This window comes from Pseudoramibacter alactolyticus ATCC 23263 (assembly GCF_000185505.1).
GTDB lineage: Bacteria > Bacillota > Clostridia > Eubacteriales > Eubacteriaceae > Pseudoramibacter > Pseudoramibacter alactolyticus.
Window position 1 is genome coordinate 1,009,081 of the sequence record NZ_GL622359.1, and the last position, 15,667, is coordinate 1,024,747.

Here is a 15,667-nt window from a genome sequence, read left to right on the forward strand (position 1 = left end):
TCAATCGCACGAAAAAGCCGACCTCCAAAGAGATCGGCTGAAAATTCTGTGACTGTTTACTTGCCTATCGGGCCGGCTGCGATAATCGCTTCCGACATATGGGTGTATTTCTTGAAATTTTCGACGAAGTGCTGTGCCAAATCTTTAGCCGTTTTGTCATAGGCATCTTTATCGGCCCAGGTGTTGCGGGGCATCATCACATCGTCCGGCACGCCGGGGCAACTCACCGGTACTTCGACATTAAAAATATCATCGTGGACCATCGGCATATCTTCGAGCAGACCAGCCGTCGCCGCGGACACAATCGCCCGGGTATATTTCAGCTTGATGCGGCTGCCGACACCGTAAGGCCCCCCGGACCAGCCCGTATTTACTAGATAAACGTTACAATTGTACTGGTCGATGCGCTGGCCAAGCAGCTCCGCATAGCGGGAAGCCGGCAGCGGCAGGAAAGGTTCGCCAAAGCAGGTGCTGAAGGTGGTCGTCGGTTCGGTGATGCCGCGTTCCGTTCCGGCAAGCTTGCTGGTGTAGCCGGAAACAAAATGATACATCGCCTGATATTTATTGAGCTTGGCAACCGGCGGCAGCACCCCAAAGGCATCTGCCGTCAAAAAGATCACCGTGCTCGGATGTCCCCCGACGCTGGGAATCACCGCATTGGGAATGTAGTCCAGCTGATAGCCGACGCGGGTGTTTTCCGTGTAACGGCTGTCCGCATAATCCGGCACCCCGTTTTCGTCAAGAACGACATTTTCGACCACCGACCCGAATTTGATCGCCCGGTAAATTTCCGGCTCTCTTTCTTCGGTCAAATCGATGCACTTGGCAAAGCAGCCGCCTTCGAAATTGAAGATCCCGTTATCGCTCCAGCCATGTTCGTCATCGCCGATGAGACCGCGGGAAGGATCCGCTGAAAGGGTGGTCTTGCCGGTGCCGGACAAACCGAAAAACAGCGCCGTCTTGCCATCGTCATCCACGTTGGCCGAACAATGCATGGTAAACACATCGCGCTGCGGCAGCAAAAAATTCATCACCGAGAAAATCGATTTTTTAATTTCACCACAGTAACGGGAGCCGGCGATGAGCACCACTTTTTTCTTGAAACTCAAAATAATGCAGGCTTCGCTGTTGGTGCCGTCCACGGCCGGATCACACTGATAGCCCGGCATGGCAATCACGGTGAACTGCGGATCAATCGCCTGAGCCTCGGCGTCGTCTGCCGGATCGATGAAAAGGTCACGGGCAAATAAATTCTGGCTGGCATATTCATTGATCACGCGGATCGGCAGCTGATAATCCTTGTCGGCTCCGGCATAACCGTCAAACACATAAAGTTCGTCTCTTTGGCCGACATATGCGATCATCTTCTGATAAAGCGCTTCAAATTTGGCTTCGTCAAAAGGCATGTTGGTATTGCCCCAGGCCACTTTATCGTGACTGATCTCGTCGTCAACGATGAAACGATCTTTGGGAGAACGGCCGGTGTATTTCCCCGTGTTCACCACAATGGCGCCCGTATTTGAAAGCACGCCTTCGCCTCTTTCAAGGGCCTTCGCCGTAAGTGTCGGTGCTTCTGCATTGGCTAACGCTTTTTTTCCGTTAAGTCCCAGATACGACAGATCCAATTCGTACATGTGTTTTCTCCTTTTGCCTCATTTTGAAAACCTTTTAATTCAGTTTTGTGATGTTCTGCATCATTATTCATTCTTCTTCATGCGCAAAACCCATCATTTTCATGTTTTTTCAAATATTTGCTTTGCTATTCGATTATTTTATCGGATAATGCGGCTAAACAGATGAAAATTTTCAAAATGTATACAAAAATTATACCCGAAGATGACTAATAATGCAACGATTTACCCGTCATTCCCGGTAAAATTTTATCAATCTTTTGAGAAAACCATTACCCTTTCCAATCCTCTGACGCCAATTTTTCCGAGAGCTGTGTCAACTTTTTCTTTTGATGCGCGTAATCCGGACAGTAGCGATGCACCATCTCCCAAAATGCCTGGGAATGGTTCATATGACTCAGATGGCAAAGCTCATGAATCACTACGGCGTCAATGGCCTCGCCATCGGCCATAATGAGTTTCCATGAAAAGTTAAGCCGCCCCTTTGATGAGCAGGAACCCCATCGCGTCGATGCGCCGTTGATGCGCACCTGCACCGGATGGTTGCCGATCACCATTTCAAACCAAGCCACCCGCTGACGGATCACCTCTTCGGCGAAGGTTCGGTACACGCCGACAATCCCCCGTTTGAGCGTCGCCTCGTCACAGCCGGTCGGCACCGTAACAAGGTTATCCCGGGGGTTGACGGCTCGCCGCAGCGCAAAAGTCCCGTCCGGCACTGCCAACACGGGAATCGATACCCCCAAAAGCCGCAGCCACATATGATCGGTCACCCGGAATTGCGTTTTTTGCAGCTGTGCCTTTTGCCGGGTCTGAATCCAAGCGCTCTTCTTGCGAATAAAACGGTCGATTTCGGAAACGGGCATGTCCAGTGGCGCCCGCGCTTCCAGACTGCCGTCTTCAATCACTTTGAGCGCAAGCGTTTTACGTCGCGAGCGTATTAAATGATAATCCACGATGGTCCCCCTTTCTGTGCCGTCGTTCGGCCGACGCATTTTCGACTATTTTACCACAACTGCGCCTTTCTTCCGGGAAATTTTTGCAATCCGAACTGCATTGCTTGTCGATAACGTCCATTTTTGTTATACTTCAACCAATTCACGCTGTTACGCAGCCGGATCACAAGAAAGGCACCTATGAATTTAGAAAACAAAACGGTGATTCTGGGCATTTCAGCCAGCATCGCCGCCTATAAAATGGCCGACGTCGCCTCGGCGCTGGCCAAGCAGCATTGCGCTGTGCACACGATCATGACGCCCAACGCCACAGAAATCATCACCCCGCTGACCTTTGCCACCCTCACCGGACACAATTGCATCACCGATACCTTCGACAAAACCGTCAACTACAACGTGGCTCACGTGTCCCTCGCCAAACAGGCCGATGTGCTGCTGATCGCGCCGGCCACGGCCAACGTCATCGCCAAACTGGCCCACGGCCTGGCCGACGACATGCTCACCACCACGGCCCTGGCCTGCACCTGCCCCAAACTCATCGCGCCGGCGATGAACACCGCGATGTACACCAACCCGGTCGTGCAGCGCAATCTTGAACAGCTGCGCCGGGACGGCTGGACGGTGATTGATCCGGATTCCGGCGTTCTGGCCTGCAAAGACGTCGGCGCCGGCAAATTGCCCCGGCCCGAAACCCTGCTGGATTTCATTTATCCCCATATCGCCTGCCCCCGGGACCTGGCCGGCAAAAAAATCCTGATCACCGCGGGGCCAACCTGTGAAGCCATCGATCCGGTGCGCTACATCTCCAACCATTCCAGCGGAAAAATGGGTTACGCCCTGGCCCGGGCAGCCATGCTTCGCGGGGCCGAGGTCACCCTCGTCTCCGGCCCGACCCATCTCCCAGCGGTTCCCTTTGTCGACACCGTTCCCGTCATTTCCGCCGAGGAAATGTACGGCGCCGTCGTCTCCCGTTTCCCGGCGCAGGACATCGTCATCAAAGCGGCGGCCGTCGCCGACTACACGCCCGCCCAAACAGCGGCCGATAAAATCAAAAAAAAGGACGGCGATCTCGCCATCCCCTTAAAGCGCACCCATGATATCATCGGCACCCTCGGCGCCCAAAAAAAGCCCGGCCAGTTTATCTGCGGTTTCTCGATGGAAACCCGGGATCTCGTTGCCAACAGCCGTAAAAAACTGGCCAAAAAAAATCTGGACATGATCGTCGCCAACAACCTGCGGGTCAAAGGCGCAGGCTTCAGCGGCAACACCAATGTGGTCACCCTGATCACCCGGGATCAGGAAGAAGCGCTGCCGCTGATGTCCAAGAACGAAGTGGCCCATGCGATTTTATCTTTCATTTTAAAGCGAGGCTGATGCTGCGAAAAAGATCGCCTGTCATTTTTTGACAGACGATTTTTTTAATGTTTGATTTTATGATCCCGCCAAAAGCGTGATCTGCCCGTAATCCACCGCAACGGCCCCTTTGAGTTCCAGCATCATCAACAGCGCATTGATCTGCTGAATGGGCTCCCCGCTCACCTGCACCAGAGCGTCCACCGTCAGAATTCCTTTTTGCAGCCAGTGATACAAAGCCGCTTCCTCCGCCGACAATGTCACAGCCGGCGCTTCGGCATCAACCGACGGTGTTTTGACTGCCGGCTGCAGCGGACCATAGTCCTCCAGCACATCGCCGGGTTCCGTCACAACCTTCGCCCCGTCTTTGAGCAATTGATTGCCGCCGACACTTTGCCGACGGTGGATATCCTGGGGAACCGCGTACACGTTTTTGCCCTGCTCCAGCCCGTGGGACGCCGTGATCAAGGCGCCGCTTTTTTCCCGGGCCTCCACCACCAAAATGCCGTCGCTCAAGCCGCTGATAATGCGGTTGCGCTGGGGAAAATGCCCTTTAAGCGGCGGCTCATCCAGAAAATACTCCGAGACCAAAAGCCCTTCGGCCGCCACTCGGTCGTAAAGCGCTCGGTTGCTCGCCGGGTAGCAGCGGTCGATGCCCGTGCCCAGCACGGCGATGGTCGAACCGATCCCCGAAAGCGCGCCCTCGGCACTGGCGGCGTCGATGCCGTCAGCCAGCCCCGAAACCACGGTGATGCCGGCTTCCGAAAAGGCATGGGCAAAATCCCGGGCCGTACGCTCGGCCCCCGGGGTCGCATTGCGCGACCCCACCATGGCGAGCGTCGCTTCGCTTGTCAAAAACGCCTCATTGCCCATCGCGAAAAATCCCACCGGCGGATCGTAAATCTGCCGCAGCCGCTCGGGATATCGCGGATCCTCCCGACTGATATAGACGATGCCGCGGCGCATCATCAATGTCCGGGCCTTTTCTGCCGGCGCCAAATCCCGCCGGCCTGTGATTTTCTCGATATCCTTGGCCCGCAGCATGCCCGTCGCCCGAAGCTCCGCCGCATCCGCGTGATAAATGCGCTCCGGCGATGCCAGCACCGCCAGCAGGCTGTTCTTCTTTTTGTTGGACAAATCGGTGATGCTTGCCAGCCACAAATCGTATAAGTGTGTATGTTCTGTCATCGCGCCCTCCTATTGCGCCGGGCGGTAAGCCACCGCCTCGGACAAATGGAGCAGACCGATGGTCTCAGCCCCGTCGAGATCGGCAATGGTGCGCGCAAGTTTTAAAATTCGGTGATAGCCCCGGCCCGAAAGCTTCAGCTTGCGATAGGTCATCTCCATAAAGCCGCGCCCCCGGGCATCCAATCCGCAATAGCGCTCGATGTGCCGCGGCTCCAGCTGCGCATTAAAATAAAGCCCCGGCTCATCGGCAAAACGCGCGTTTTGAATGACCCGGGCGCGATTGACCCGCTCGCGGATCGCTGCCGAAGGCTCCCCCCGTTCCCGGCTGGCCAATTCTTTGATATCCGCCGCCGGCACCTCCACACGGATGTCCATGCGGTCGAGCATCGGTCCGGAAATCCGTCCCTGATACTTGCGGATCTCGTTGGCCGTGCAGCGGCAATTATGGGTCGGATCGCCGTAGTAACCGCAGGGGCAGGGGTTCATACTGGCGATAAGCATGAAAGATGCCGGATAGGTCAATGTGGCGTTCACTCGGGAAATCGTCACCCGGTGGTCCTCGATGGGCTGGCGCAGCACTTCCAATGCGCTTTTCTGAAATTCGGGCAGCTCGTCCAGAAAGAGCACGCCCAGATGGGCCAGGGAGACCTCTCCCGGCTTGGGAATTTTGCCGCCGCCGATGAGCGAAACGTTCGATATGGTGTGATGAGGCGCGCGAAAGGGCCGTTCTGTCATGATATTGTCCGTCAGCAGACCGGAGATCGAATAAATTTTGGTGATTTCCAGGGCTTCATCCAGGGTCAAATCCGGCAGAATCGACGGAAAGGCCTTGGCCAGCATGCTCTTGCCCGATCCCGGCGGCCCGGACATCAGCACGTTGTGGGCCCCTGCCGCGGCGATTTCCAGCGCGCGCTTGGCATTGTCCTGCCCTTTAATCTCCGAAAAATCGATATATCCCCGGGGCCGGTCCGGGCGCAGCAAAGTTTCCGGCGCGATGGCAAAGGGCGCGATCGGGGCTTCGCCCGTCAAATGGGCAACCACCTCCGCGATGTTGTTCGCCGGCAAAATGGTCATCCCGTCCACCACGGCCCCCTCAGTTTTATTGCGCGCCGGCAGGATCACCTGTTTTACACCGTGAGCCTTGGCTGCCAGCACCATCGGCAGCACCCCGTTGACGGGTTTGATGTCGCCATTAAGCGACAATTCTCCAAACACGACGCTGTCGTCCAAGTCCGCACGCACCTGCTCCGACGCGACCAAAAGCCCTAACGCGATCGGCAGATCGTAGGCCGGACCTTCTTTTCGCAGATCGGCCGGTGCCAGATTCACGGTGATGCGCTTCAGCGGATAGCGCAGCCCGGAATTTTTGAGCGCCGAGAACACGCGCTCCTTGGATTCCTTGATGCCGGCATCCGGCAGTCCCACCACCGCGTATCCCGGCAGCCCGTTGTTGATGTCGACTTCCACCGTCACCAAAATACCTTCCACGCCTAAAAGGCCGCAGCTTTTAATTTGCGCCAGCATATGTGCCTCCCTCGATCCGATCAATCTTTTTCAGCCATATCTTCTTTGCCGTCCCAGCAATAGGTGCACAATTTGCAGCGGTCGATGCCCACCGCGTCGATCATATCTTCGAGCTCATGATAGCCCAAAGAGGTAAAGCGCGAATGCTCGCAAATCCGCGACACCATTTCCCGGTGCTCGTCCGTCCGATGATCGATGTAGGCCGGGAGCCGTTCTTCATCGTGTTCCCCCTCGATTTCACGCACCATCCGCCGCGCAATCAGATCATATTCCGAGGTCGAGCGGGAAAAGTTCAAATATTTGCAGCCGTACATAATCGGCGGGCAGGCCGAGCGAATATGCACTTCCTTCGCGCCGGCTTCAAACAGATAATCCGCCATCTTTTTGGTTTGGGTCCCGCGGACGATGGAGTCATCCACCAAAAGCAGCCGCTTGTCTTTAATCAGGCTCGGGATGCTGATGAGCTTCATGTTGGCAATCATCTGGCGCGTGCTTTGGGTTGGCGGCATAAAGCTGCGGGGCCAGGTCGGTGTGTATTTGATGAGCGGCCGGGTGTAGGGCAGGCCTGAAGCATTCGCGTAGCCCAACGCGTGCGCAATCCCCGAATCCGGCACCCCGCTGACACAGTCGACCTCAAGTCCCGCATCGCGCCTGGCCAACGACGCACCGCAGCGGTAGCGCACCGCTTCGACATTCTTCCCCGCGTAATTGGCCGGCGGATAACCGTAATAGGTCCAGAGGAAGGTGCAAATTTTCATCGTTCTGCCGGGTTTTTCAATGGTCTCATAGCCATCGGGCTTGATCAACACAATTTCATTAGGGCCTAATTCATAGGCATCCTGATAGTCCAAATTTTGGTAGGCAAAATTTTCCATCGACACCGCATAGCCGTCGCCGTTTTTCCCGATGGTGAGTGACGTCCGGCCATAGCGGTCCCGTGCCGCATAAATCCCTTCCGTGGTCATCACAAGCATCGTCAGCGATCCGTTGACTTGTGCCAGCGCCGCTTTCATGCCGTCGATCAGCGTATCGCAAGAAGAAATGATCGTCGCTACCAGCTCCGTTTCATTCACCCGGCCGCGGCTCATTTCCATGAGCTGCCCGCGATTGTCGCTCAGCACCTTTTTTAGAATTTCCCGGCTGTTATTGACGCGGCCGACGGTGCCCAGCACAAAATTGCCGAAATGCGCCCGCACAATCAGGGGCTGCGGCGAACCGTCACTGATGCTGCCGATGCCCAATGACCCTTTCATATGACGTACATCGTCGCTGAATTTCGTGCGGAAAGGGGCATTTTCGATATTGTGAATGGCCTTTGAAAAATGGCCGTCTTCGCAAACCACGAGTCCGCCCCGGTTGGTTCCCAAATGTGAATGGTAGTCTGTTCCGAAAAACAGATCCGCCACACCGTCGCGCTTTGATGCAACGCCAAACAAACCTCCCATAATTGCCTCCTGCTTTGAATTTAATGTGATTACGGTTATTATACCGCAAATCGTTTACTCCTGAATAGTCCCGAAATCAATTTATTCCGGGCCGCATCCGCCTGTCCTCAAAAAAGCACAAAAAAAGAAGCCGCCGAAGCGGCTTCCTCCAGTGGTTCCTTTTATTCTTCGTTTTCGCCGGCATCATCGGCATCTTTGCCGAAATCCAACTGACCAAAGAGATCGCCGAAGGAATCACCCAGGGTAAAGTTTGCGTTATCTTCATAAACAGTGGTATCATGCTGCGGCTGACGTCTGCGCGATCTGCGCCCCCCGGCAGCCCCGCCGCCTGAACGGCGACCGCCGCCATTGCCGCCTTCTCTGCGCTGTTGTCTCTGCGGACGTTCCGGCGCTTCGAGGGTCGCTTTGATGCTCAAGCTGATCTTTTCCTTTTCGCGGTTGATTCCGATGATCTTAACCTTCACGGTATCGCCCGGCGTCAGCTCGGACGCAACGGATTCGACGCGGCGATAGCTGATTTCGGAAATGTGAATCAAGCCTTCAACGCCCGGGATGATTTCGGCAAAGGCCCCGAAATCCAAAACATTGGTGATCTTGACTTCGACTTCATCGCCTTCTTTGTACTGTTCGACAAAGGTATCCCACGGTTTCGGCTGCAGCGCTTTCACGCTGAGCTTGATCTTCTTTTCTTCGTCGTTCTTCTGAATGACCTTGGCTTCGATTTCCTGCCCCTTTTCAAGCAAATCCTTCGGTTCGTTGGCACGGGCCCAGGTCAAATCCGAACGGTGAACGAAACCATCAATACCGTCGAGGTCGATGAAGATCCCGAAATTCGTGATGGTCTTAACCGTCCCTTTGAGGACATCATCCAAATTGATTTCGGCGTAACGTTTTTCTTTCTGCTCGCGCTGCACCTTCTGACGTTCTTTGTACTCTTTTTCGAGGATCACACGCTGAGAAAAGATCGCGCGGCGGCGTCTTGCATTGTAGTCGATGATTTTCCCGCGGACTTCTTTGCCAACCAGCGTATTGAGATCCTTGATATAGCGCACATGATACTGAGACGCCGGCATGAAGATATCGGTAAAGCCAATATCGACGATAAGACCGCTGCCGGAAACGCTCTTGACAGTTCCTTCAAGGATTTCTTCGTTTTTATAGGCTTCTTCCAAACGACGCTGGGTTTTTTGATTGTCAAATTTGATCTTTGACAGTCTGACAGCACCATTGTCATCGTGCAAATCGGTCACAATCGCATTGATCTTGTCCCCGGCCTTCACTTCGTCGGTCAGAGCGACGTCGTTTTTCCAGGTGTAGTCATTGCGCTTGATCACACCATCTGCTTTATATCCAATGTTCAGGATAATTTCATCATCGTTGACTTCAATGACTTCCCCCTCAACCGCTGACCCTCTGTGAATCGGCTTGAAGGATTCATCAATAGCAGCCGCGAAATCAAATGCTTCATCTGTCATTTCTGCTGTTTCCTGAACCTGCATGTTTTCCGTTTTGTTTTCTTCCATTCTTTCCGTTACCTCCTTAACGATCCAGTCCGGCGTGGATGCTCCCGCTGTGATTCCGACCCTATCGCAGTGCTTGATCTCATCGAGATTTAATTCTCCGGCTGTCTCTATATGGCATGTATTGCTGCATTGCGCTTTGCACACCTCATACAGTTTTTGCGTGTTCGAGGAATGATAACCGCCCACAACAATCATATATTCCACACGTTTGGCCGTTTCAACCGCAGCGGCTTGTCTTTCCGCAGTCGCCGAACAAATCGTGTTAAATATCACACATTCATCGGTTCTTTCTTTGAGAACCTTTGTGATGGCATTAAATCTATCTTTGATAGCAGTCGTCTGTGCCACCACACAAAGTTTTGCCGTGTGGGGAATCGCAGCGGCCTCTTCAACCGTATTGACCACGATGGCCGGTTGTTTGTCACACCAGCCGGTCGCCCCGACCACCTCCGGGTGATCCGCGTTGCCCACGATGACAACCTGATATCCTTTGGCATCATAGTCGCTGACCCTTTGCTGCATCGCGCGAACAAAAGGGCAGGTCGCATCGACGATGGTCAGGCCCTTCGCCTCAGCCTGATCCATCACAGCCTTGCTGACGCCGTGAGAGCGAATAATCACGGTTCCCGACGGGATTTCCTCAATGGCATCCACTTTGATAATGCCCATCTGCTCGAGCCGCTCCATTTCCTGGCGGTTATGGGAAATATCCCCCAAACAGTAAATCGGCTGATGTGCGGCATTTTTCAGGGTGTCGTCCGCCAGTGCCATCGCATTGGTAATCCCGAAGCAATAACCTGCTTTATCTGCGACGATAACCTTCATACACTATCTCCATTATTGTATTTGAAAACCAATTAATTGTCTATCATTTTTTAAAAAAATTACATTTTTTATTTCTTTTTTCTGAAAAGTTTTTCTGAAAAAACAAAAAATATTCAAAGCGCATAAATCTGCGCCATGATGTGTTCACTGACCGCTTCGCTTTCCTCCGAACGCATTTTTTTGCCGTAATATTCGGTGAGCCAAATGGGTTCCCCGATCGTCACCTTCACTTTGCCCCGCCATTTGTATTCGCCGGTGATGTGGACCGGCAGAATCGGCGCGCGGGTCTTCTGGGCGAAGACGATAAACCCGTCAGCCGGTTTGACCTTCTGCCCTTTCTTGACGCGGGTGCCCTCCGGAAAGATCCCGATTTGTTCGTCGTTGCGCAAATACCCCAGCGTGGTCTTGAGCGTCTCCACCGAAACGTGATGGCGGTCCACCGGGAAAACGTGCACCTTGGTCAAAATCCAGCTCACAAAGCGGCCGGAAAAAATTTCTTTTTTGGCCATCCAGTAAATCGGGCGGCGAATCGGAAAAATCGTATCGATCAACAGCGGGTCGTACCAATACGTATGATTGGCGCACACCACGGCGCGGCCGCTCTTCGGAATATTCTCCCGCCCCTCAACGCTCACATTGATCCAGCACCAATTGACCAGACGAAAAAGCCAATGCGCAATCCGGTAAATCATCGGCAATCCTCCCCAATGGCTTTTAAAATCGCCGCACACACGTCGGGAATATCCAACCCGGTCGTGTCTACGCGGACGGCGTCGTCGCAGCAGACAAGAGGACCAACGTCCCGATGGGCATCGTTATAGTCCCGCTGCGCGATGTCCGCTTCGATGGCCGCCAGCGTTTTGTCGCCCAGCTGACCTTTTTCCTTTAATTCGTCGAAACGGCGTCTCGCACGTTCTTCCACGGTGGCGTCCAGATAAAACTTATAATCGGCTTCGGGCAATACCACCGACCCGATATCCCGGCCGTCCATGATCACGTCGGTATCTCCGGCGATCTTTTGCTGCTGAGCCACCAAAAGCGCGCGCACTTCGGGAATCACCGCCACTTTCGAAGTGAAACGGCTGACTTCGGGGTCCCGAATCGCCGCAGTCACATCTTCGTCGTTCAAGAAAACCTGCCGACCTTCAAAGCGAATGACCGCCGTCTCGGCCAGCGCCGCCACCGCCGCCGTATCGTCAAAATCAAGCCGATGGCTCAGCGCCGCGTAGGTAATGGCACGATACATCGCACCGGTATCCAAATACACAATGTTCAGCTGCGCTGCCACCATCTTCGCAATGGTGCTTTTGCCGGCACCCGCCGGCCCATCAATGGCTATTTGCATGCTACTCTCTCCGTGTTCCCGCCGCAAAGCCCGTGCTCGCGGCAATTTGAATATTGAAGCCGCCGGTGAACCCGTCGACATCGATCATCTCCCCGGCAAAATAAAGGCCGGCGATCCGTTTAGAAGCCATGGTTTTGGGATTGATCTCCGCGGTGGATACCCCGCCGGCCGTCACAATCGCCGTATTGGGATCATCAAACCCCTGAATGGTAAGGGACAGATGTTTTAACACCGCCGTTAAGGATTTGCGCTCAATCCGGCCGATCTGATTGGTTTTTTTATCGCCGGCGACACCCGCCGCCGCCAAAATCACGGGGATCATCCGCCTGGGCAAAAGCGCTTCCAGGGTGTGGTCGATTTGACGGTTTTTGAATTGATCAAAATCCCGCAGCAATCTGGCATCCAACTGTGCTTCGGCCAGTGCCGGTTTAAGATCCAGCACCACTTGATAGCACTCCGGCGCTTCGTCCATCAGTGCCGAAAACGTCAAAATCAACGGGCCTGAAAGGCCGAAATGGGTCATCAGCACTTCGCCGCGCAATTTGGTCTGGAGCCGCTCCCCACGATAAAGCGCCGCCTCGATGTTTTTGAGCGTCAGCCCCTGAAGGGCTTTTGGCCAGGTTTCTTTGGTCTTTATCCCCACAAGGGATGGCCGGCAGGGCGTCAGGGTGTGACCCAGCCGCTCGGCTTCCCGCAAGCCCCAGCCGTCGGAACCCGTCGAGCGATAGCTCAGCCCGCCGGTGGCCATCACAACCTTGTCAACTGCCAGCATCTCGCCGCCGGCCAGCGTCACCCCGACGGCCCGGTCCGCTTCCACTAAAATCGCCGTCACCTCGGCATGCAAGCGCACATCCACCTGTGCCGCCCCCAGCGCTTTGCCAAAGGCGCGGATAATATCACTGGATTTGTCACTCGCCGGGAACACCCGATTACCGCGCTCCACCTTGAGCGGGCATCCCTGGGATTCGATCAGCGCCATCAGGTCCCAGTGACTGAACCCCGCGATGGCCGAATACATAAACCGGGCGTTGTGCACCACATTGTCAAGAAAAGCGCGCTCATCGCAATCGTTGGTCAGATTGCAGCGTCCTTTTCCCGTGATATACAGTTTTTTGCCGAGCTTTTCGTTTTTTTCAAGCAGAGTCACCGAATCCCCGCTCTTCGCCGCGGCCAGGGCGGCCATCATGCCGGCCGGCCCGCCGCCGATTACGATTGTCTTTTTCATATTGAGCTATTATATCACAGGGCCGGCCGATCCGCTCATCCTTTTTTTCGGATCACATAGGCCACGGGCGCTCCCTGATGATTCTCGACACTGAAGCGATAAGCCTCAAAACGGTGATCGAGCGCCCGCACCCACCTGGCCACACCCTCGGCCTCCGCGCGACCAGAGGCGTGAGCATAAGCGCAAATCGTCAAGATTCCGCCCCCGGCCAGCACCTTCGCCGCCGCATTCAATGCGGTCAGCGTCGTTTCCCGCCGGGTCACCACGGCGGAATCGCCCCCGGGAAAATAGCCGAGATTAAACATCGCCGCGCGAATCCGGGAATCCTGAACGATCTCCGGTACCGTCCCCAAAGTCTCGTGACCCTGATGATACCAATGCACCGGCCCCGCCCATTGCCGTTCGGCCAGTTTATCCCGCGCCATCGTCAATGCCGCTTTCTGGATATCAAAGCCGTATACCCGGCCGGTCGCCCCAACGGCTTCGGCCAGAAAACAGGCATCCTCCCCGGTGCCCACCGTCGCGTCAAGGGCGCTGTCACCGGGGATGAGCACCTCAGCCACGCAGGTGCGCACAAAATCCGTCTGCCTGCGAAAGTGCTCAAGCATCGCCTTCTCCCTGGACGGCGCGGCGCAATTTTGCCACTTCATCCGGACGCAGACGCCGCCATTCTCCCGGTTTGAGGGTATCGTCCGCAATGTCGCCGATGGCCGTCCGCCGCAGCGCCACCACCGGATACCCCACCGCCGCGCACATCTTGCGAATCTGGCGCTTTTTGCCTTCGCAAAGGGTGATAGATAAGCGTGTAGAGCCCCGCTTGCGCCGAAGCACGGTCACTTCCGCCGGCTGGGTACGGTAGGTTTTTGTGCCGGCATCGTCCAGCGGGATCACGACCCCTTCGCGCAGCGCCGCCAATGCCGGTGCCGTCAGCTGCCCCTTCACCACCGCCTCGTAAACCTTGTCAAGGTGATAACTGGGATGGGTCAGCCGGAAGGTGAGATCGCCGTCGTTAGTCAAAATCAAAAGCCCCTCCGTATCCTTGTCGAGGCGGCCGATGGCATAAAGCCGCACCTCCGCCGCCACCAAATCGAGAATCCTGCGCTCGGCGTGGACATCCTCGCTGGTGGTCACCACCCCCCTGGGCTTGTTGAGCAGAAGATAGACTTTTCTCTCCGGCGCAATGAGCTTTCCATCCACGAACACCACATCTCCGGGGGTCACCTGAACCCCGGGCGTATCGACCACGCTGCCGTTCACCATCACCCGGCCGTCGGCAATCATCGCCTCGGATCCGCGGCGGGAGGCCACCCCGCATTGGGCCATGTATTTTTGAAGTCTCATGCATCCTCCTGTGTTTCGGCCGGCGCCTCCTCTTCTTCCGGCACTTTAAAATCGGCTACCGGCGGCAAATCTCCCAGGCTCTCGATGTTCAATGCTTTTAAAAAGGCCGGCGTCGTCACATAAAAAAAAGGCCGCCCCGGCGCTTCCTTTCGCCCTGCTTCGGCAATGAGCTCGTGATCCAGAAGGTTTTTGATGGAACTCGCCGAAGAAACCCCGCGAATCCGCTCGACATCCACCCGGGTCACCGGCTGCCGATAGGCGACGATGGCCAGGGTTTCCATCGCCGCCCGGGACAATGCATTGTTTTTGCCGAAGCGCTGGACCTTTTTGATTACTGGATACAACGAGGGTTTGGTTGAAAGCTGCCAGCTGTCCCCAACACGCACCAGCCGCAGGCCGCGATCCGCCTCGCCATAACGCGCCTGAAGCGCCACGAGATACCGCAGGACTTCTTCTTCGGTCAGGCCCGCCGCCGCCGCCAGCGCCGATACGGCCACGGCGTCGCCACAAGCAAAAAGAATGCCTTCCAGCCAGCCGAAAATCGGCGCTTCAAAATCATTGTGATTGGGTTCATCCATGGGGTTCCCTCCGATTGTCAATTAAAATATCCGCAAACCGCCGACGCTGCCGTGTCGTGATGCGCCCCGTTTTAAATAGCTCCAATACCGCCAGAAAAGACGTCACCACTTCCCCGGTTTGATGATCGCGCACAATCTGTGAAAAAGCGACCGACTGCCGCGGGGCACCGGTCAATGCGGTCTCAATGCGCGCAATTTGCTCCTCGGTGGTGTAAGGGTCCTGGACGAGCTTCGTCTGGGGCACATCTTTAAAGGAATGATCTTCCCGCCACCGGTCCATCAGGCGCTGATAACCGGCGGCCAAGGCTTCAGCCTCGACGCTCACCGCCTTTTCTTCCGCAGTCAGCGGCAGATATATCGGATCCCGGTACACCGCCCCGCTGTAACGGGAGAACTCCCGTTCCAGATAAAAACTAGCTGCTTTATAAAGCTGATAAGCTGCCAGCTGCTGAATCAGCAGCGCTTCCGAATCTTCTTCCTCCGCCGTCTCGACCTCTTGCCGCGGCAAAAGACGCTTGGCCTTAAGGGCGATCAGGCGGGACGCCATCACGATAAACGCACTGGCAACACTCAAATCCATTGCCTGCCAACTCCGAATCGTTTCCAGATACTGGGTGGTGATGGTCGAAATGGACACATCATAAATGTCCATTTCGTTTTTTCGAATCAGCGTCAAAAGCAGATCCATCGGTCCTTCGAAATCATTGATATGCACCTGATAACTTTGCACGGT

At 55.3% G+C, this 15,667-nt stretch carries 14 protein-coding genes; 1 reads left to right on the forward strand and 13 read right to left on the reverse strand.

The window, feature by feature from the left end; all coding sequences use genetic code 11:
* Positions 1-56: 56 nt before the first annotated feature.
* Together pckA and HMPREF0721_RS04770 are read right to left on the reverse strand one after the other, a co-directional pair.
* Positions 57-1,634, reverse strand: coding sequence for a phosphoenolpyruvate carboxykinase (ATP) (gene pckA, locus HMPREF0721_RS04765; RefSeq protein ID WP_006598462.1), 1,578 nt, complete (start codon positions 1,632-1,634; stop codon positions 57-59).
* A gap of 269 nt (positions 1,635-1,903) precedes the next feature.
* Positions 1,904-2,587 (reverse strand): M48 family metallopeptidase, encoded by a 684-nt coding sequence (locus tag HMPREF0721_RS04770; protein ID WP_207635238.1) that lies wholly within the window; start codon positions 2,585-2,587, stop codon positions 1,904-1,906.
* Between the two features lie 180 nt (positions 2,588-2,767).
* On the opposite strand from HMPREF0721_RS04770, the gene coaBC reads away from it, so the two are divergent.
* Complete coding sequence (gene coaBC / locus HMPREF0721_RS04775) at positions 2,768-3,961, forward strand: bifunctional phosphopantothenoylcysteine decarboxylase/phosphopantothenate--cysteine ligase CoaBC (protein WP_006598465.1); 1,194 nt, start codon at positions 2,768-2,770, stop codon at positions 3,959-3,961.
* 57 nt (positions 3,962-4,018) lie between these two features.
* Here the strand turns inward: coaBC and dprA are convergent, their stop codons facing one another.
* The 11 genes from dprA to HMPREF0721_RS04830 all read right to left on the reverse strand — a co-directional run bounded on the left by dprA (position 4,019) and on the right by HMPREF0721_RS04830 (position 15,664).
* Positions 4,019-5,128, reverse strand: a complete 1,110-nt coding sequence (gene dprA / locus HMPREF0721_RS04780; RefSeq protein ID WP_006598466.1) for a DNA-processing protein DprA — start codon at positions 5,126-5,128, stop codon at positions 4,019-4,021.
* Between the two features lie 9 nt (positions 5,129-5,137).
* Positions 5,138-6,652 carry a YifB family Mg chelatase-like AAA ATPase gene (locus HMPREF0721_RS04785; protein ID WP_006598467.1) on the reverse strand — a complete coding sequence of 505 codons (1,515 nt, stop codon included), beginning with the start codon at positions 6,650-6,652 and terminating at the stop codon, positions 5,138-5,140.
* Positions 6,653-6,672: 20 nt separating this feature from the next.
* Positions 6,673-8,097, reverse strand: a complete 1,425-nt coding sequence (locus HMPREF0721_RS04790) for an amidophosphoribosyltransferase (RefSeq protein ID WP_006598468.1) — start codon at positions 8,095-8,097, stop codon at positions 6,673-6,675.
* Between the two features lie 161 nt (positions 8,098-8,258).
* The gene (locus tag HMPREF0721_RS04795) at positions 8,259-10,445 is read right to left on the reverse strand and encodes a bifunctional 4-hydroxy-3-methylbut-2-enyl diphosphate reductase/30S ribosomal protein S1 (RefSeq protein WP_006598469.1); all 2,187 of its coding nucleotides are present in this window, start codon (positions 10,443-10,445) and stop codon (positions 8,259-8,261) included.
* Between the two features lie 113 nt (positions 10,446-10,558).
* The gene (locus HMPREF0721_RS04800; RefSeq protein ID WP_006598470.1) at positions 10,559-11,137 is read right to left on the reverse strand and encodes a lysophospholipid acyltransferase family protein; all 579 of its coding nucleotides are present in this window, start codon (positions 11,135-11,137) and stop codon (positions 10,559-10,561) included.
* Entirely contained in the window at positions 11,134-11,790 is a 657-nt protein-coding gene (cmk, locus tag HMPREF0721_RS04805; protein WP_006598471.1) for a (d)CMP kinase, read from the reverse strand. The genes HMPREF0721_RS04800 and cmk overlap by 4 nt, the downstream gene beginning before the upstream one ends.
* Before the next feature lies 1 nt (position 11,791).
* Entirely contained in the window at positions 11,792-13,015 is a 1,224-nt protein-coding gene (locus HMPREF0721_RS04810; protein ID WP_006598472.1) for a BaiN/RdsA family NAD(P)/FAD-dependent oxidoreductase, read from the reverse strand.
* Positions 13,016-13,050: 35 nt separating this feature from the next.
* Entirely contained in the window at positions 13,051-13,623 is a 573-nt protein-coding gene (mnmM, locus tag HMPREF0721_RS04815) for a tRNA 5-(aminomethyl)-2-thiouridylate-methyltransferase MnmM (protein ID WP_006598473.1), read from the reverse strand.
* Positions 13,616-14,356 carry a pseudouridine synthase gene (locus HMPREF0721_RS04820; protein WP_006598474.1) on the reverse strand — a complete coding sequence of 247 codons (741 nt, stop codon included), beginning with the start codon at positions 14,354-14,356 and terminating at the stop codon, positions 13,616-13,618. The genes mnmM and HMPREF0721_RS04820 overlap by 8 nt, the downstream gene beginning before the upstream one ends.
* On the reverse strand, positions 14,353-14,934 hold the full coding sequence (scpB, locus tag HMPREF0721_RS04825; protein WP_006598475.1) for an SMC-Scp complex subunit ScpB: 582 nt from the start codon (positions 14,932-14,934) through the stop codon (positions 14,353-14,355). The genes HMPREF0721_RS04820 and scpB overlap by 4 nt, the downstream gene beginning before the upstream one ends.
* Complete coding sequence (locus HMPREF0721_RS04830) at positions 14,927-15,664, reverse strand: segregation and condensation protein A (RefSeq protein WP_006598476.1); 738 nt, start codon at positions 15,662-15,664, stop codon at positions 14,927-14,929. Before HMPREF0721_RS04830 ends, scpB begins: the two co-directional genes overlap by 8 nt.
* Positions 15,665-15,667: the final 3 nt, after the last annotated feature.